Below are 14,349 nucleotides of genomic sequence, written 5' to 3' on the forward strand. Positions count from 1 at the left end.
CAGGGGGTCTTATGTCGGACAAGGATTCGACCATTGCGGCGGTGGCGACTGCGCCCGGGCGCGGCGGCGTGGGCGTGGTTCGTGTGTCGGGGAAAAACCTGCTGCCGATGGCGCAGGCTTTGTGCGGGAAAACGCCTATTCCGCGCGTAGCTCTTTATGCGGATTTCAGGGATGCGGACGGTCAGGCAATCGACAACGGCCTTTTGCTGTTTTTTGCTGCACCGGCAAGTTTTACGGGTGAAGATGTCATCGAACTTCAGGGACACGGCGGGCCGGTAGTGATGGAGATGCTGCTGAACCGCTGTTTGGAACTGGGCGCGCGCCTTGCCGAACCGGGCGAATTTACGAAGCGTGCGTTTTTAAACGATAAATTGGATTTGGCGCAGGCGGAGGGCGTGGCGGATTTGATCGATGCGTCGAGCCGGACGGCGGCACGTTTGGCATTGCGTTCGCTCAAGGGTGATTTTTCGCGGCGGATACACGGTTTGGTCGAAGACTTGATTACCTTGCGGATGCTGGTCGAAGCGACGTTGGATTTTCCCGAGGAAGACATTGATTTTCTCGAAGCGGCGGATGCGCGCGGCAAATTGGAAGGTTTGCGCCGTTCGGTCGATGAGGTGCTGGCAAATGCCCGGCAGGGTGCGATTTTGCGCGAGGGCATGAATGTGGTGCTGGTCGGTGCGCCGAATGTGGGCAAGTCGAGCCTGCTGAATGCTCTGGCGGGCGACGAAGTGGCGATTGTTACCGATATTGCGGGTACGACCCGTGATGCGGTCAGGGAACGTATCCTGATTGACGGTGTGCCGGTGCATATTGTGGATACAGCGGGTTTGCGCGAGACGGACGACGTGGTCGAACGTATCGGCATCGAACGCAGCCGCAAGGCGGTATCGGAGGCGGATGTCGCGCTGGTGTTGGTCGATCCGCGCGAGGGTTTGAATGAAAAGACGCGGATGATTTTGGATACGTTGCCGTCGGATTTGAAACGCATTGAAATTCACAGCAAGTCGGATTTGCACACGGGTGCGGCGGTTGCTTTTGAAACGGGTGCGGATACGGTGATTCCGTTGTCGGCGAAAACGGGTGCGGGTTTGGATGTGTTGAGGCAGACGCTGTTGCGCGAGGTTGGCTGGCAGGGCGAGGGCGAAGGGCTGTTTTTGGCGCGTGCGCGGCATTTGAACGCGCTTCAGGCGGCAAAAGGGGAATTGGAACTGGCGGCTTTGTGCGGCAACGGTCAAATCGAGCTGCTTGCGGAACATTTGCGCTTGGCCCAGGTTGCTTGCGGCGAAATTACGGGGGAATTTACCGCAGATGATTTGCTCGGCGTGATTTTTTCGAGATTCTGTATCGGCAAATAGGGCGGAAACGCCGGTTGATAATGCCGTCTGAACCTTGGAAACAGGGTTTCAGACGGCATTTTTGCGCGTTCAGGCAAGGGCGGCGGCAAATACGCCGCGCAAGGCGTTGGAGAGGCGGACTTCTTCGGCATGTTCGAGTATGTCGCGGGTGATGTGCGTTTCGATGACTGCGTTTGCGCCCAAGTAGGCTTGCGGCTGCTGCAACACGGTTTGGCGCATGACGCCGTTGAGGATGTCCAAATCCAGAGACGGGGTGAGCCATTGTCCTTGGTATTTGACGAACACGTTGCTTCTGCCGCCTTCGAGCAGGATGCCGTCTGAATTGAAAAACAGGCTGTCAAACGCGCCTTGTGTTTCGGCGGTTTGCCACGCTTGGTCGAAGAGGGGGCGGTGGGTGGTTTTGAAGCGGCGCAGGTAGTTTTGTACGGGCAGGATGGTCGGCGAAATGATGACGCGTTGTTTGTCAGCCAAATGGTTTAAAACGGCGTGGGACAGACTGATGCCGTCTGAAGCGAGCAGGGCTTTGACGCGGAATGCGCCGTCGGGCAAGTGGGCGATGTATTGTTTGATTTGATTTTCGCAACCGTCGGGCAGGGGCAGGTTGAGGGCTTGCGCGGAGGTTTTCAGACGGCATAGATGGCGGTCGAGCAGGGCGCATTGCCTGTTTTCCACGCGCATGGTTTCGAAGATGCAGAAGGCGGGGTGCAATTCGTTGAGGAAACGGGCTTTCCAGCCGCATTCCCGATATTCGGCGGCGGGGTCACTGTCGATGACGATGCCGGAACCGACGCCGTATACCCCTTGATAGAGTGGATGAACTTGAAACCGGTACGGCGTTGCCTCGCCTTGCCGTACTATCTCTACTGTCTGCGGCTTTGTCGCCTTGTCCTGATTGGTTAATCCACTATCTAAGTTGTCTGAAACTGAGTTAGAAACGGGTTTGAGCGATAAGGTGCGGATAACGACGTTGAATATGCCTTCAAACCCCAGCCCACTTTCACATGGATTCAGGTAGCCGATGCTGCCGGTGTACAGGCCGCGCGGTTCGGCTTCGAGCGATTCGATAATCTGCATGCTCATGCGTTTGGGTGCGCCGGTGATGCTGCCGCAGGGGAAGGCGGCGCGGAGGACGTCGGCGACGGTGATGTGCGGCAAGGCTTGGGCTTGGATGGTGCTGGTCATCTGCCAAACGCTGCCGAAACGCGATACTTTAAACGGCTCAGGTACGCATACTTTACCGGTTTGGGCGATTTTGCCGAGGTCGTTGCGCAGCAAATCGACAATCATCACGTTTTCGGCGCGGTTTTTCGGGTCGTTTTGCAACTCGGCGGCGCGGCGTTCGTCTTGTCCGTCGCCCAAAATCGGCGCGGTGCCTTTCATCGGTTCGGTGCTGATGGTGCCGTCCGAACTGATTTTGAGGAAGAGTTCGGGTGAGAAACACAGCGTCCACGCGGATTGCCCTTGTGCATCGGGCAGGTGGGACAAGACGGCATAGGGGACAGGCTGGCGCAGGCGGCGGTAGAGGCTGACGGGATTGCCGTAGGCTTGCAGGTGCAGGCGGGTGGTGTAGTTGATTTGATAGGTGTCGCCGCGCCGGATGGCTTCGTGGATTTGGCGGATGTGGTTGAGGTAATCGGTTTCGGATACGGAGGATTGCGGCGTGGAAATGCCGGCGGGGATGCCGTCTGAATGTTGGGCAAGCCAGCTTGCGGTATCGATGTCGGCGCAGTCGGCAAACCAGTGCAGGGCAAGATTGCCGCCGCATTCGGACTCTATCCCCATCAGCGGCAAACCGAATTCGTAGTCTGCAAACAACACGGCATGCAGCCCTTTTTGCCAGCCCTTTTGCAGCGTATCGTCCAGCGAATCCAGTTCGTTATGATGGAAAAGGCGGCTTTCTACATGATTTTGATAGAGTTTTGCGCGGCCGCTTACGGCATCGTCAAACAGGGCGAAATAGGGCATGGCGGTTCAGTCAAATGGTTTGATTATACGCCCTTTTTACACATATTTTCAGACGATTCGGCAAATATCGGCAAAATGTAATTTTATGTAGAGGATGCGCGCAACAAGGTGTAAAATTATGAAAACAAATTTCGATTTTCAACCTGAAATACAATAAGGAGACCTTTATGACAGACCACCAGCTGCAACCGTTTGAAAGTGTGGAATTGGGCGAAAAGCAAGATCAGCTCCAAGTATTTGAAAAAGCTGTTTTGGAACATGAAGGCAAAGGTTCTGCCGAAGATTCCGGCACAGCCCCGCTGCCCGAAAACTACCCCTACCGCAAACGTATGCGCCGTGCCGTATACGAAGCCGAAAAAGCCAAACTGCAAATCGAGCTGCTGAAAGTGCAAAGCTGGGTTAAAGACTCCGGCCAACGCATCGTCAGTCTGTTTGAAGGCCGGGACGCGGCAGGTAAGGGCGGCACCATCAAACGCTTTATGGAACATTTAAACCCGCGCGGCGCGCGCGTGGTCGCTTTGGAAAAACCGACTGATACCGAACGCGGACAATGGTATTTCCAACGCTATGTTCAAAATCTGCCGACTGCAGGCGAAATGGTGTTCTTCGACCGCTCATGGTACAACCGCGCCGGCGTAGAACGCGTGATGGGCTTCTGCGAACCCAACGAATATATGCTCTTTATGCGCCAAACCCCCGAATTGGAGCGTATGCTCGTTGCCAGCGGTATCCATCTGTTTAAATTCTGGTTCTCCGTGTCCCGTGAAGAACAACTGCGCCGCTTCATCTCCCGCCGCGACGACCCCTTGAAACACTGGAAACTTTCCCCCGTGGATATCCAGTCGCTCGACCGTTGGGACGACTACACCGAAGCTAAAAACGCCATGTTCTTCCATACCCATACCGGCGACGCGCCTTGGGTTATCATTCGTTCCGACGACAAAAAACGCGCCCGTTTGAACTGTATCCGCTACTTCCTGCATCAGCTTGACTATCCGGGCAAAGACGTGAAAGCCATCGGCAAAGTGGACGATAAAATCGTTCTTGTTCCCGATACGCGTTACAAAGAGAAAACCATCGATATCGGTCATGACTGATTATCGGTGAAACTGTAAAAATGCCGTCTGAACCTGAAATCGGGTTCAGACGGCATTTTCTATCGGGGTTTCAAAGCGGTATTAAATGTCGGTTTCCAGATAAACGACTTGGGTTTGCAGATATTCTTCCAAACCGTGTTTGCCGTCCGCGCCGCCGATACCAGATTTTTTCCAGCCTGCGTGGAAACCCTGCATGGCTTCGAAGTTTTCGCGGTTGATATAGGTTTCGCCGAATTGCAGGCGGCGGGTAACGTAGAAGGCTTCGTTCAGGTTGGTGGTGTACACGGAGCTGGTCAGACCGAATTCACAGTCGTTTGCCAAGGCGATGACTTGGTCGAGCGTGTCGAAAGTGGAAACAGGCAGGACGGGGCCGAAGGTTTCTTCCTTCATGATGTCCATGTTGTTGTCGGTGTCGGTCAGCAGGGTCGGCTCGAAGAAATAGCCGCGTCCTTCGGCGCGTTTGCCGCCGCAAACCAATTTCGCACCTTGTTTGACGGCGCGTTCCACTTTTTCGGCAACGGCTTTGACGGCGCGCTCTTCAATCAGCGGGCCCATTTCCAGCGCGCCTGCTTCGGCTTCGGCAGGGTTGCCGTAGCGCACGCCTTTCATGGCGGCGGTCATTTTTTCAATGAACGCGTCTTTCAGGCTGCTGTGGACATAGACGCGCTCGGCGCAGTTGCAGATTTGACCGGTGTTGCCGACACGCGAAGCCAAGATGGATTTCACCGCCAAGTCCAAATCCGCGTCTTTCAAAACGATGGCAGGGGCTTTGCCGCCGAGTTCCAACGAAACTTTGGTGATGTTGGTAGAAGCGGCTTCCATCACTTGGCGGCCTGCTTCGACGGAGCCGGTCAGGCTGACCATATCGACTTGCGGATGGGCGGACAAGGCATTGCCGATTTCCGCGCCGGGGCCGTTCACCACGTTGAACACGCCTGCTGGCAGTCCAACCGCATCGACGATTTCGGCGAAGATGTGGCAGTTGATCGGGGTCACGCTGCTGGGTTTGACAACAATGGTGTTGCCCGTTACCAAAGCGGGACCCATTTTGCGGGCAATCAGGAAGAAGGGGAAGTTCCACGGCAGGATGCCTGCCACAACGCCCAGCGGACGTTTGAACAATAAAATGTTTTCGCGCGGGCGGTCGCTTTGGATGATTTCGCCTTCATAACGGCGCGCCCATTCGGCTTGATAATCGAGATAGTCGGCGGTAAACATGACTTCCACACGCGCCAAGTCTTTGGTTTTGCCGCCTTCGGTAACGATGGTGTCGGTCAGCTCGTCGGCGCGTTCGCGTATGCCTTGGGCGATTTTGCGCAAATACGCGCCGCGTTCGACCGCAGGCAGCCGCTCCCAAGCCGGTTGCGCCGCACGCGCCGCCGCTACGGCGCGGTCAACGTCAGCTTTGCCGCCTTTGGGTTCGCGGGCGATGGTTTCTTCGGTGGATGGGTTCAATACGTCGCGCCATTCGCCGTTGAAGTCGTTTTCAAAGCGACCGTTGATGTACATGGCCAATTGTTTCATTTCGGGTTCTCCAGTTTTGTAGTCAGATGTAGTTTTAGTTTATTCCCAAATAAATTACCGTACAAGTTTCTTTACATGCGGATTTCGGGTTTTAAATTAAATGCGGCTTACCGGTTTTCTTTTTTGGTTTCCGCAGGCGTGCTGCCGAAATATTGCCTGAATGCCTGAGTAAAGCTGGAAACGTGGCGGTAGCCGCATAAATATGCGGTTTCGCCTATGCTTTTCCCCCCGTTTTGCAACAGATAGAGCGCGTGCTGCATTTGTTTGTGGTGCAGCCACTCGCTTGCGGTAATGCCGAAATGGTCGCGCATGCGGCGTTGCAGCGTCCTTTCGCTGATGTTCAGCGCGTCTGTCAGCCGGTTGACATGGTGTGCGCCGTTGGCAAATGCCTCGTTCAGGATGCGGCTGAAGTTTTCAGACGGCATGGTGTTTGCTTCCGCCGTTTCTCCTGCCGCCGGCCCGATGCTGTCCGACACCGTGTCCCACAAATCCGACAGCAGCCGCAACACGTCTGCCTCGCGGCGCAATGTTTCGCCCAAATGCCCCCTTGGGGCAGGTTGCAGGCAAGATGCCGCCAAGCCGCGCAGATTTGGGGACAAATCCCATATTCTGACCGGTTCGCGGTAAAGTATGGGTGTAAAACCCGCATACTCCGGACGCAGCAGCCATTGCTCCATACCTTTAATTGTCATTTTGACCGTTTTGCCGCCGCGATAAAGATAGCGGCTGAACAGGACTTCTTCCCCGGCTGAAATCAGGATGACCTTGCCGCCGTCCGCATCGATTTGGAATCGGCTCCGGTTGATGCCGAAGTTCAAAGAGCCTTCTAGCAAAAGTACGAACGACACATAAGGTTCGGCGAGGCGGCTGCTGCAAAAATCACACCGTGCAGTTACCGTGCCGCCGTGGATGGAAATGCCGTTGGACAAAGTATCGAAACGGTAGCTGCCTTCGACATAATCTCCGCCCCCGCTGTTAACCAGGTTGACGAATTGGCTGCTGTTCAAATATTCTTCTGTCATGGTTATTTCTTGAGAAAAATTATCATTTAAAAGATAACATTTTTCACTTCGGTAAACAATCCGCTGCCGGGTCACGGCATTTTCACAACACTTGCCGTCCGTATGCCGTCTGAAAATTGCCCGTCTTACCGATAAGCCTTAAAATACACGTCGTCAAACCTATCGTTTTGCCCGCACATGAGTCCCTTCCCTTTTATCGAAATGAAAGATGTCGCCTTTGCGTATGGCGACCGCCCGATTCTGAAGAACATCAATTTCAGTATTCCGCAAGGCAATTTTGCTGCCGTAATGGGCGGTTCGGGCAGCGGCAAAACCACGCTGATGAGGCTGATTACAGGACAGATTCGTCCGCAGTCCGGGCAGGTTTTGATTGAAGGACGGGATTTGGCGGGCTTTTCGGCTGACGAGTTGTATGAACACCGCCGCCGTATGGGTGTGTTGTTCCAACACGGCGCACTGTTTACCGATTTGTCTGTATTTGACAATATTGCTTTCCCGATGCGCGAACTGACGCAGCTGCCGGAAGCGGTGATTCGAGATTTGGTTTTGTTGAAACTGAACGCGGTCGGTCTGCGCGGCGTGGAAAACCTGATGCCGTCCGAGTTGTCCGGTGGGATGTCGCGCCGCGTCGCGCTTGCCCGCACGATTGCGCTCGACCCTGAAATCATGTTGTACGACGAGCCGTTTACCGGCCTCGATCCGATTTCCTTGGGCGTGATTGCCCACTTGATCAGCCGCGTCAACAAGGCTTTGCGTTCGACCAGCATTATGGTAACGCACGACATTGAAAAATCTTTGGAAATCGTCGATCAGGTGATTTTCTTGGCGCACGGCGAAATTATGTTCTCCGGCTCACCGCAGGAAATGCGCGAACTGGATTCGCCTTGGGTGCGCCAGTTTGTCGGCGGGCTGGCAGACGGCCCCGTAGCATACCGTTATCCGGCGCAAACGTCGCTGCATCAGGACCTGTTGGGATAAATGAGTTGATGCCGTCTGAAACCGTTGAACTTTACATATAGAAATTTATGAATTTTATCCGTTCCGTCGGGGCGAAAACCCTCGGCTTTATTCAATCCCTCGGCAGTATTACGCTGTTTCTGCTGAACATTCTGGCGAAGTCCGGTACGGCTTTCGTCCGTCCGCGCCTGAGCGTGCGCCAAGTGTATTTCGCCGGCGTGCTGTCGGTGTTGATTGTTGCCGTTTCAGGGCTGTTTGTCGGCATGGTCTTGGGTTTGCAGGGCTATACGCAGTTGTCGAAATTCAAATCTGCCGATATTTTGGGCTATATGGTCGCGGCGTCACTGTTGCGCGAACTGGGTCCGGTGTTGGCGGCGATTCTGTTTGCCAGCAGCGCGGGCGGTGCGATGACCAGCGAAATCGGTTTGATGAAAACGACCGAACAGCTCGAAGCGATGAACGTGATGGCGGTCAACCCTGTCGCCCGCGTGGTTGCGCCGCGCTTTTGGGCGGGCGTGTTTTCCATGCCGCTTCTGGCTTCGATTTTCAACGTGGCGGGCATTTTTGGCGCGTATTTGGTCGGTGTAACCTGGCTGGGCTTGGACAGCGGCATTTTCTGGTCGCAAATGCAGAACAACATCACGATACACTACGATGTAATCAACGGTCTGATCAAATCTGCCGCGTTCGGCGTGGCGGTAACGCTGATTGCCGTACATCAGGGCTTCCACTGCGTGCCGACTTCGGAAGGCATTTTGCGCGCCAGCACGCGTACGGTGGTTTCGTCCGCCCTGACGATTTTGGCGATCGACTTTGTGTTGACCGCGTGGATGTTTACAGATTGACAGGCCTTCTGAAAACGAAACAAAGAACATTGGATATTCAAGGAACTTTAATGAAAAAGAATGTATTGGAATTTTGGGTCGGACTGTTTGTCCTGCTCGGCGTGGCAGCGGTCGGTTTTCTCGCTTTCCGCGTGGCGGGCGGCGCGGCGTTCGGCAATTCCGGCAAGACTTATACCGTCTATGCCGATTTCAGCGACATCGGCGGCCTGAAGGCAAACGCGCCGATCAAATCTGCAGGCGTATTGGTCGGACGCGTCGGCTCCATCGAGCTTGACCCGAAATCCTATCAGGCGAAAGTCCGTCTCGATTTGGACAGCAAATATCAGTTCAGTAGCGACGTTTCCGCGCAAATCCTGACTTCTGGCCTGTTGGGCGAACAATATATCGGCCTGCAACAAGGCGGCGACACCGAGAATCTTGCCGCGGGCGATACTATTTCCGTTACCAGCTCTGCCATGGTTCTGGAAAACCTGATCGGTAAATTCATGACCAGCTTCGCCGAAAAAAACGCGGCGGGCGGCGACGATGCAGCAAAAGCTACCGAATAAACGTACACCATCATATTCAAACTAGGACACTTAATCATGAAAAAAACCTCTTTCATCAGCGCATTGAGCATCAGCATCTTGAGCATCAGCATGGCGGTTGCCGCCCCTGCCGACGCAGTGAACCAAATCCGTCAGAACGCCACTCAAGTATTGAGCATCTTAAAAAACGGTGATGCCGGCACTGCCCGCCAAAAAGCCGAAGCTTACGCGACGCCTTATTTCGATTTCCAACGCATGACCGCACTGGCGGTCGGTAACCCTTGGCGTACCGCGTCTGACGCGCAAAAACAAGCGTTGACCAAAGAATTTCAAACCCTGCTGATACGCACTTACTCCGGTACCATGTTGAAATTCAAAAACGCCAACGTCAACGTTAAAGACAACCCTATTATCAATAAAGGCGGCAAAGAAATCATCGTCCGAGCCGAAGTCGGCGTACCCGGGCAGAAACCCGTCAACATGGACTTCACCACCTACCAAAGCGGCAACAAATACCGTGCCTACAACGTCGCTGTCGAAGGTGCGAGCTTGGTAACCGTTTACCGCAACCAATTCGGCGAAATTATCAAAGTGAAAGGCGTGGACGGGCTGATTGCCGAGTTGAAGGCTAAAAACAGCGGCAAATGACCAACAATCCATGCCGTCCGTCTGAGGGCGGCATGAGTTTTTCCAAGCAAACACTATGCATACAGAATTCAATAACGAAACATTGCGCGTCAGCGGCGACATTACCGTCAAAACCCTGACCGGGGAGGCTTTTGAGCGGTTTCAACAACAATGCCGTCTGAACGGAATCGTTGCCGTCGACTTCAGCGGCGTCAACCGTGCCGATTCCGCCTGCGTGTCGTTACTGCTCGAAATATTGCGCCGGCGCAAAGACAGTATCAGGCTGACCGGCATTCCCGAATCCGTGCGCGCACTGTCTGAACTGTACGAAATCAAAGACTGGCTGAAATCATGAAAAAAACCGCCTACGCCATCCTCCTGCTGATTGGATTCGCCTCTGCCCCTTCATTTGCAGAAAACCGTCCTGCCGACCCTTATGAAGGCTATAACCGCGCCGTCAGCAGGTTTAACGATCAAGCCGACCGCTACATTTTTGCCCCTGTCGCACGCGGCTACCGCAAAGTTACCCCGCAACCCGTCCGTACAGGTATTTCCAATTTCTTCAATAACCTGCGCGATGTGGTCAGTTTCGGCAGCAATATCTTGCGCTTGGACATCAAACGCGCAAGCGAAGACCTTGTCCGTGTCGGCATCAATACCACTTTCGGTTTGGGCGGGCTAATCGATATCGCCGGTGCGGGCGGTATACCCGACAACAAAAATACATTGGGCGATACATTTGCCACATGGGGCTGGAAAAACAGCAATTATTTCGTAATGCCCGTTTTCGGCCCGTCCACAGTCCGCGATGCGCTCGGCACGGGTATTACCATTGTTTATCCGCCCAAGAATATCGTTTTCCATACCCCTGCCGGACGTTGGGGACCGACTGCCGTATCCGCCGTCAATACCCGCGAAGGCCTGCTTGACCTGACCGACGGCCTGGACGATGTCGCCATCGACAAATACAGCTACACACGCGACCTCTATATGAAGGTACGTGCCCGGCAGACCGGTGCGGCACCTGTTGAAGATCTTGAAGAGAACATCGACATCGATGAATTGGTAGAAAGTTCCGAAACCGGTTCGGCGGAAACTGCCGTTCAAGAAGGTTCTACCCCCGAGATGCAGGCAGAACAGCCGGAGGGTATCGAAACGCAACCTTAAAACCATGCCGTCTGAAACATCCTGTTCGGACGGTATTCCCCATTCTGCCGAATCAGACATTCCGAGGAAGCGGATTGGGCTATAATATCCCCTTGTGCAGAACGTGCGACAGTAAAGGAAAACCCATGTACGAAGTCAACCGCAGCGTATTCGTCCTCATTCCCCTAGAACCTTTTTGGAACTGGCTGCAAAGCTTGCCGGGCAACCATCTGGACGGGCTAACCCTCGAAGACATACAGGCAGATGCCAATTCCTACCTTGTCCGCCCGTGCGAAACTGCCGACGAAGTATGGGATGAAATCGAGGCACGTTTCGAAGATATTTTTGCCGCCGAACTTGCCGATTGGTGCGAAGACGAGCGTGAGTGGCCCACACTCGATGCCGATATTTTCAATGAATGGTTCGATATTCAGCTTTCCACCGTGATTACCGACCTTGAGCACGAACCGCTTGCCCGCGAAGCTTTCCAACCCATTAACCTGAACTGATGAAGCTGACCGTCCGCAATTATCACCTTGACGGTTACGGTCATGTGAACAATGCGCGCTACCTCGAATTCCTCGAGGAAGCGCGCTGGGCGTTTTTCGAGGAGCGTGGACTGCTACATGAATTGTCAGACCTCATGCTCATTGTTGCCCGCATCGATATCCGTTACAGCCGTCCTGCCGTAGAGGGAGACGTATTGCAGTTTTCATGCCGTCTGAAAACGCCCGGTATGCGCCGTATCGTATTGACTCAAACCATTACGCTGCCAAACGGAAAAACTGCAGCCGAAGCCGATATCACCCTGATGCCGGTCAGCGCAAAAACACAACGTACCGTCAGCCTCCCCGTTACACTCGCACACGCATTGGAAGCCTTGTCCGAATGAAAAAAATACTCACTGCCGCCGCCGTCGTATTGGTCGGCATCCTTATTGCCGCCGTTCTGATTCCCGACAGCAAAACCGCTCCCGCATTTTCGCTACCCGACATGAACGGCAAAACCGTTTCCCATACCGACCTGCAGGGTAGGGTAACCCTGATTAATTTTTGGTTTCCCTCCTGTCCCGGTTGCGTGAGCGAAATGCCCAAAGTGATTAAAACGGCGCATGACTACAAAAATAAAGATTTCCAAGTCCTCGCCGTTGCACAACCTATCGATCCGATAGAAAGCGTCCGCCAATACATCAAAGACTACGGTTTGCCCTTTACCGTCATGTATGATGCGGATAAAGCCGTCGGACAGGCGTTCGGCACACAGGTTTATCCGACTTCCGTCCTCATCGGCAAAAAAGGCGAAATCCTCAAAACCTATGTCGGCGAACCTGATTTCGGTAAGCTCTATCAAGAAATCGATACCGCACTGGCACAATAGCGCGTTTGCATTCATGCCGTCTGAAAGCATAAGAACGGGAATATATCTGCATTACCGCTCTTATGCTTTCAGACGGCATTTAATCATCCAGCAGATTCTTTTTCACCACCGCGGGATTGCCTGCTGCCAAAGAGTAGGGCGGAATGTCTTTCGTTACTACGGAACCTGCACCGATAACCGAACCGCGCCCGATGGTTACGCCAGCCATCACAATAACCCTCCTGCCCAGCCAAACATCGTCCTCCAGCGAAATCGGACGGATTTCCGTATAGCCCTCAAAGCGTTTTTTTGAACGGTCAAACTTGTGGTTATTTGAATAAAATAGACATTCCGGCCCCATCATCACATTCCTGCCGATTGTCAAACTACGGCAGATTTCACAGTTTACCCCGATACCGGAACCATCGCCCAAAACCGTATCCGGGAACACATAGGCACCGCGTTCGATATTGACCCCGCGTCCGATATGCGGAGAAACCCGCCGTGCCAGAAATACGCGTACGCTTTTGCCGATGATACCGATACCGCGCATATGGGACGGCGGCAATAGGGAACCGGCGAAGCGCAGCAGCAGGGAAAAAAACTTCACCCTCATAAAACCTCCTTCAGAGTAACCTTTTTGCATTTTATCGAATATACTCTTGACGTAACAACAGAAAATAGAGAGAATGTCGGACTTGTCTGTAGCATAGGTACATCCCCTATGCCCGCTTTTTTGAAAGGAAATCAAATGAAACAAGGCACTCACCCGAATTATCACGAAGTTAACGTTACCTGCTCTTGCGGCAACAAATTCGTAACCAAATCCGCAATGGAAAAAGAAAACTTCAACATCGAGGTTTGCTCCCTGTGCCACCCGTTCTATACCGGCACCCAAAAAATCGTCGATACCACCGGTCGCGTGGACAAATTTAACAACAAATTCGGCAACCTGTTCAAACGTTGATTGCCGCTTTGCAAGAATTAAGCCCTGCCATCATTTCGATGGCAGGGCTTTTTAATATTTGGCACACTGACTTCTTATCTATATTTTGATGGGGTTGAAGTTGACATCTACAAAGTTTAATGTTTGAATACATTAAAAAATATATTTGAATGAGATGTTTTATGATTCAAAATGTTGTTACTTCAATAATCCTGTATTCTGGGACAGCCGTAGACTTACTTATTATCCTAATGTTATTTTTTGCCAAAAGAAAAAGCAGAAAAGACATCATTAACATCTATTTAGGACAATTTCTAGGCTCTGTTAGTCTGATATTGCTAAGTTTGCTTTTTGCATTTGTCTTAGATTATATTCCTAGTAAAGAGATTTTAGGTTTGCTCGGCTTGATTCCAATTTTCCTAGGTCTCAAAGTTTTGCTTTTAGGAGATTCTGATGGAGAGGCTATTGCCAAAGAGGGTTTGCGCAAAGATAATAAAAACCTGATTTTTCTAGTCGCTATGATTACTTTTGCAAGTTGTGGTGCTGACAATATTGGTGTCTTTGTCCCATATTTTACTACCTTAAATTTAGCGAATTTGATAGTGGCTTTACTTACCTTTCTAGTCATGATTTATATCTTGGTTTTTTCTGCCCAAAAATTAGCACAAGTCCCTTCTGTTGGAGAAACTTTGGAAAAATATAGCAGATGGTTTGTTGCCGTTGTTTATTTAGGATTGGGGATATATATCCTGGTTGAAAACAACAGTTTTGATATGCTATGGACTGTGTTGGGTCAGGAAAAAATATTATGAAAAAGATAGTATCTGCAAAGACTGCCATGTGTAGTCTTTTTTGTTGCCGGTCTTTTGTGTCTGATGCCGTCTGAAGCAGTCTCTGCACGACCTTTGTGCGAATATTTGCTACACTTGGTAATCCGTTTGTTTTTTTTGCTCGTTTATGCTGACCTATACCCCACCCG

Annotated in this window: 17 protein-coding genes; 13 read left to right on the forward strand and 4 right to left on the reverse strand. The window is 52.5% G+C overall.

Annotation, left to right across the window (positions count from 1 at the left end; translation table 11 throughout):
- The first annotated feature begins 11 nt into the window (after window positions 1-11).
- Complete coding sequence (mnmE, locus tag BBW69_RS08675; protein WP_188211034.1) at window positions 12-1,358, forward strand: tRNA uridine-5-carboxymethylaminomethyl(34) synthesis GTPase MnmE; 1,347 nt, start codon at window positions 12-14, stop codon at window positions 1,356-1,358.
- A gap of 69 nt (window positions 1,359-1,427) precedes the next feature.
- Here the strand turns inward: mnmE and BBW69_RS08680 are convergent, their stop codons facing one another.
- A complete protein-coding gene (locus BBW69_RS08680; protein ID WP_188211035.1) occupies window positions 1,428-3,323 on the reverse strand; it encodes a bifunctional chorismate-binding protein/class IV aminotransferase in 1,896 nt (631 codons plus the stop codon).
- Window positions 3,324-3,490: 167 nt separating this feature from the next.
- Here BBW69_RS08680 and ppk2 point away from each other — a divergent pair, with 167 nt between their 5' ends.
- Complete coding sequence (gene ppk2, locus BBW69_RS08685; RefSeq protein WP_188211036.1) at window positions 3,491-4,420, forward strand: polyphosphate kinase 2; 930 nt, start codon at window positions 3,491-3,493, stop codon at window positions 4,418-4,420.
- Between the two features lie 81 nt (window positions 4,421-4,501).
- Here the strand turns inward: ppk2 and aldA are convergent, their stop codons facing one another.
- On the reverse strand, window positions 4,502-5,944 hold the full coding sequence (aldA, locus tag BBW69_RS08690) for an aldehyde dehydrogenase (RefSeq protein WP_188211037.1): 1,443 nt from the start codon (window positions 5,942-5,944) through the stop codon (window positions 4,502-4,504).
- 107 nt (window positions 5,945-6,051) lie between these two features.
- A complete protein-coding gene (locus tag BBW69_RS08695) occupies window positions 6,052-6,966 on the reverse strand; it encodes a helix-turn-helix transcriptional regulator (RefSeq protein ID WP_188211038.1) in 915 nt (304 codons plus the stop codon).
- Window positions 6,967-7,143: 177 nt separating this feature from the next.
- On the opposite strand from BBW69_RS08695, the gene BBW69_RS08700 reads away from it, so the two are divergent.
- The 9 genes from BBW69_RS08700 to BBW69_RS08740 all read left to right on the forward strand — a co-directional run bounded on the left by BBW69_RS08700 (window position 7,144) and on the right by BBW69_RS08740 (window position 12,445).
- Complete coding sequence (locus BBW69_RS08700) at window positions 7,144-7,944, forward strand: ABC transporter ATP-binding protein (protein WP_003676043.1); 801 nt, start codon at window positions 7,144-7,146, stop codon at window positions 7,942-7,944.
- 47 nt (window positions 7,945-7,991) lie between these two features.
- On the forward strand, window positions 7,992-8,768 hold the full coding sequence (gene mlaE / locus BBW69_RS08705) for a lipid asymmetry maintenance ABC transporter permease subunit MlaE (RefSeq protein WP_107859554.1): 777 nt from the start codon (window positions 7,992-7,994) through the stop codon (window positions 8,766-8,768).
- Between the two features lie 50 nt (window positions 8,769-8,818).
- Window positions 8,819-9,316, forward strand: a complete 498-nt coding sequence (mlaD, locus tag BBW69_RS08710; protein ID WP_108043527.1) for an outer membrane lipid asymmetry maintenance protein MlaD — start codon at window positions 8,819-8,821, stop codon at window positions 9,314-9,316.
- Window positions 9,317-9,352: 36 nt separating this feature from the next.
- Window positions 9,353-9,943: a phospholipid-binding protein MlaC gene (locus BBW69_RS08715; protein WP_188211039.1), complete on the forward strand. Its 591-nt coding sequence runs from the start codon at window positions 9,353-9,355 to the stop codon at window positions 9,941-9,943.
- A gap of 55 nt (window positions 9,944-9,998) precedes the next feature.
- A complete protein-coding gene (locus tag BBW69_RS08720; RefSeq protein WP_107960926.1) occupies window positions 9,999-10,277 on the forward strand; it encodes a lipid asymmetry maintenance protein MlaB in 279 nt (92 codons plus the stop codon).
- A complete protein-coding gene (locus BBW69_RS08725) occupies window positions 10,274-11,089 on the forward strand; it encodes a VacJ family lipoprotein (protein ID WP_107859550.1) in 816 nt (271 codons plus the stop codon). The genes BBW69_RS08720 and BBW69_RS08725 overlap by 4 nt, the downstream gene beginning before the upstream one ends.
- 125 nt (window positions 11,090-11,214) lie before the next feature.
- Entirely contained in the window at window positions 11,215-11,577 is a 363-nt protein-coding gene (locus BBW69_RS08730; RefSeq protein WP_003676057.1) for a hypothetical protein, read from the forward strand.
- Window positions 11,577-11,960, forward strand: a complete 384-nt coding sequence (locus tag BBW69_RS08735; RefSeq protein ID WP_107859548.1) for a thioesterase family protein — start codon at window positions 11,577-11,579, stop codon at window positions 11,958-11,960. Before BBW69_RS08730 ends, BBW69_RS08735 begins: the two co-directional genes overlap by 1 nt.
- Window positions 11,957-12,445 carry a peroxiredoxin gene (locus tag BBW69_RS08740; RefSeq protein WP_107859547.1) on the forward strand — a complete coding sequence of 163 codons (489 nt, stop codon included), beginning with the start codon at window positions 11,957-11,959 and terminating at the stop codon, window positions 12,443-12,445. Before BBW69_RS08735 ends, BBW69_RS08740 begins: the two co-directional genes overlap by 4 nt.
- Before the next feature lie 79 nt (window positions 12,446-12,524).
- On the opposite strand, the gene BBW69_RS08745 is transcribed toward BBW69_RS08740, so the two are convergent.
- On the reverse strand, window positions 12,525-13,040 hold the full coding sequence (locus BBW69_RS08745; RefSeq protein WP_188211040.1) for a DapH/DapD/GlmU-related protein: 516 nt from the start codon (window positions 13,038-13,040) through the stop codon (window positions 12,525-12,527).
- Window positions 13,041-13,175: 135 nt separating this feature from the next.
- Between BBW69_RS08745 and rpmE the strand changes: the two genes are divergently transcribed.
- Window positions 13,176-13,391, forward strand: coding sequence for a 50S ribosomal protein L31 (gene rpmE, locus BBW69_RS08750; RefSeq protein ID WP_039854117.1), 216 nt, complete (start codon window positions 13,176-13,178; stop codon window positions 13,389-13,391).
- Between the two features lie 161 nt (window positions 13,392-13,552).
- Entirely contained in the window at window positions 13,553-14,182 is a 630-nt protein-coding gene (locus tag BBW69_RS08755; RefSeq protein ID WP_188211041.1) for a CadD family cadmium resistance transporter, read from the forward strand.
- The last annotated feature ends 167 nt before the right edge of the window (window positions 14,183-14,349 follow it).

Source organism: Neisseria sp. RH3002v2f, from assembly GCF_014596375.1.
Taxonomy (GTDB): Bacteria; Pseudomonadota; Gammaproteobacteria; order Burkholderiales; family Neisseriaceae; genus Neisseria; species Neisseria cinerea.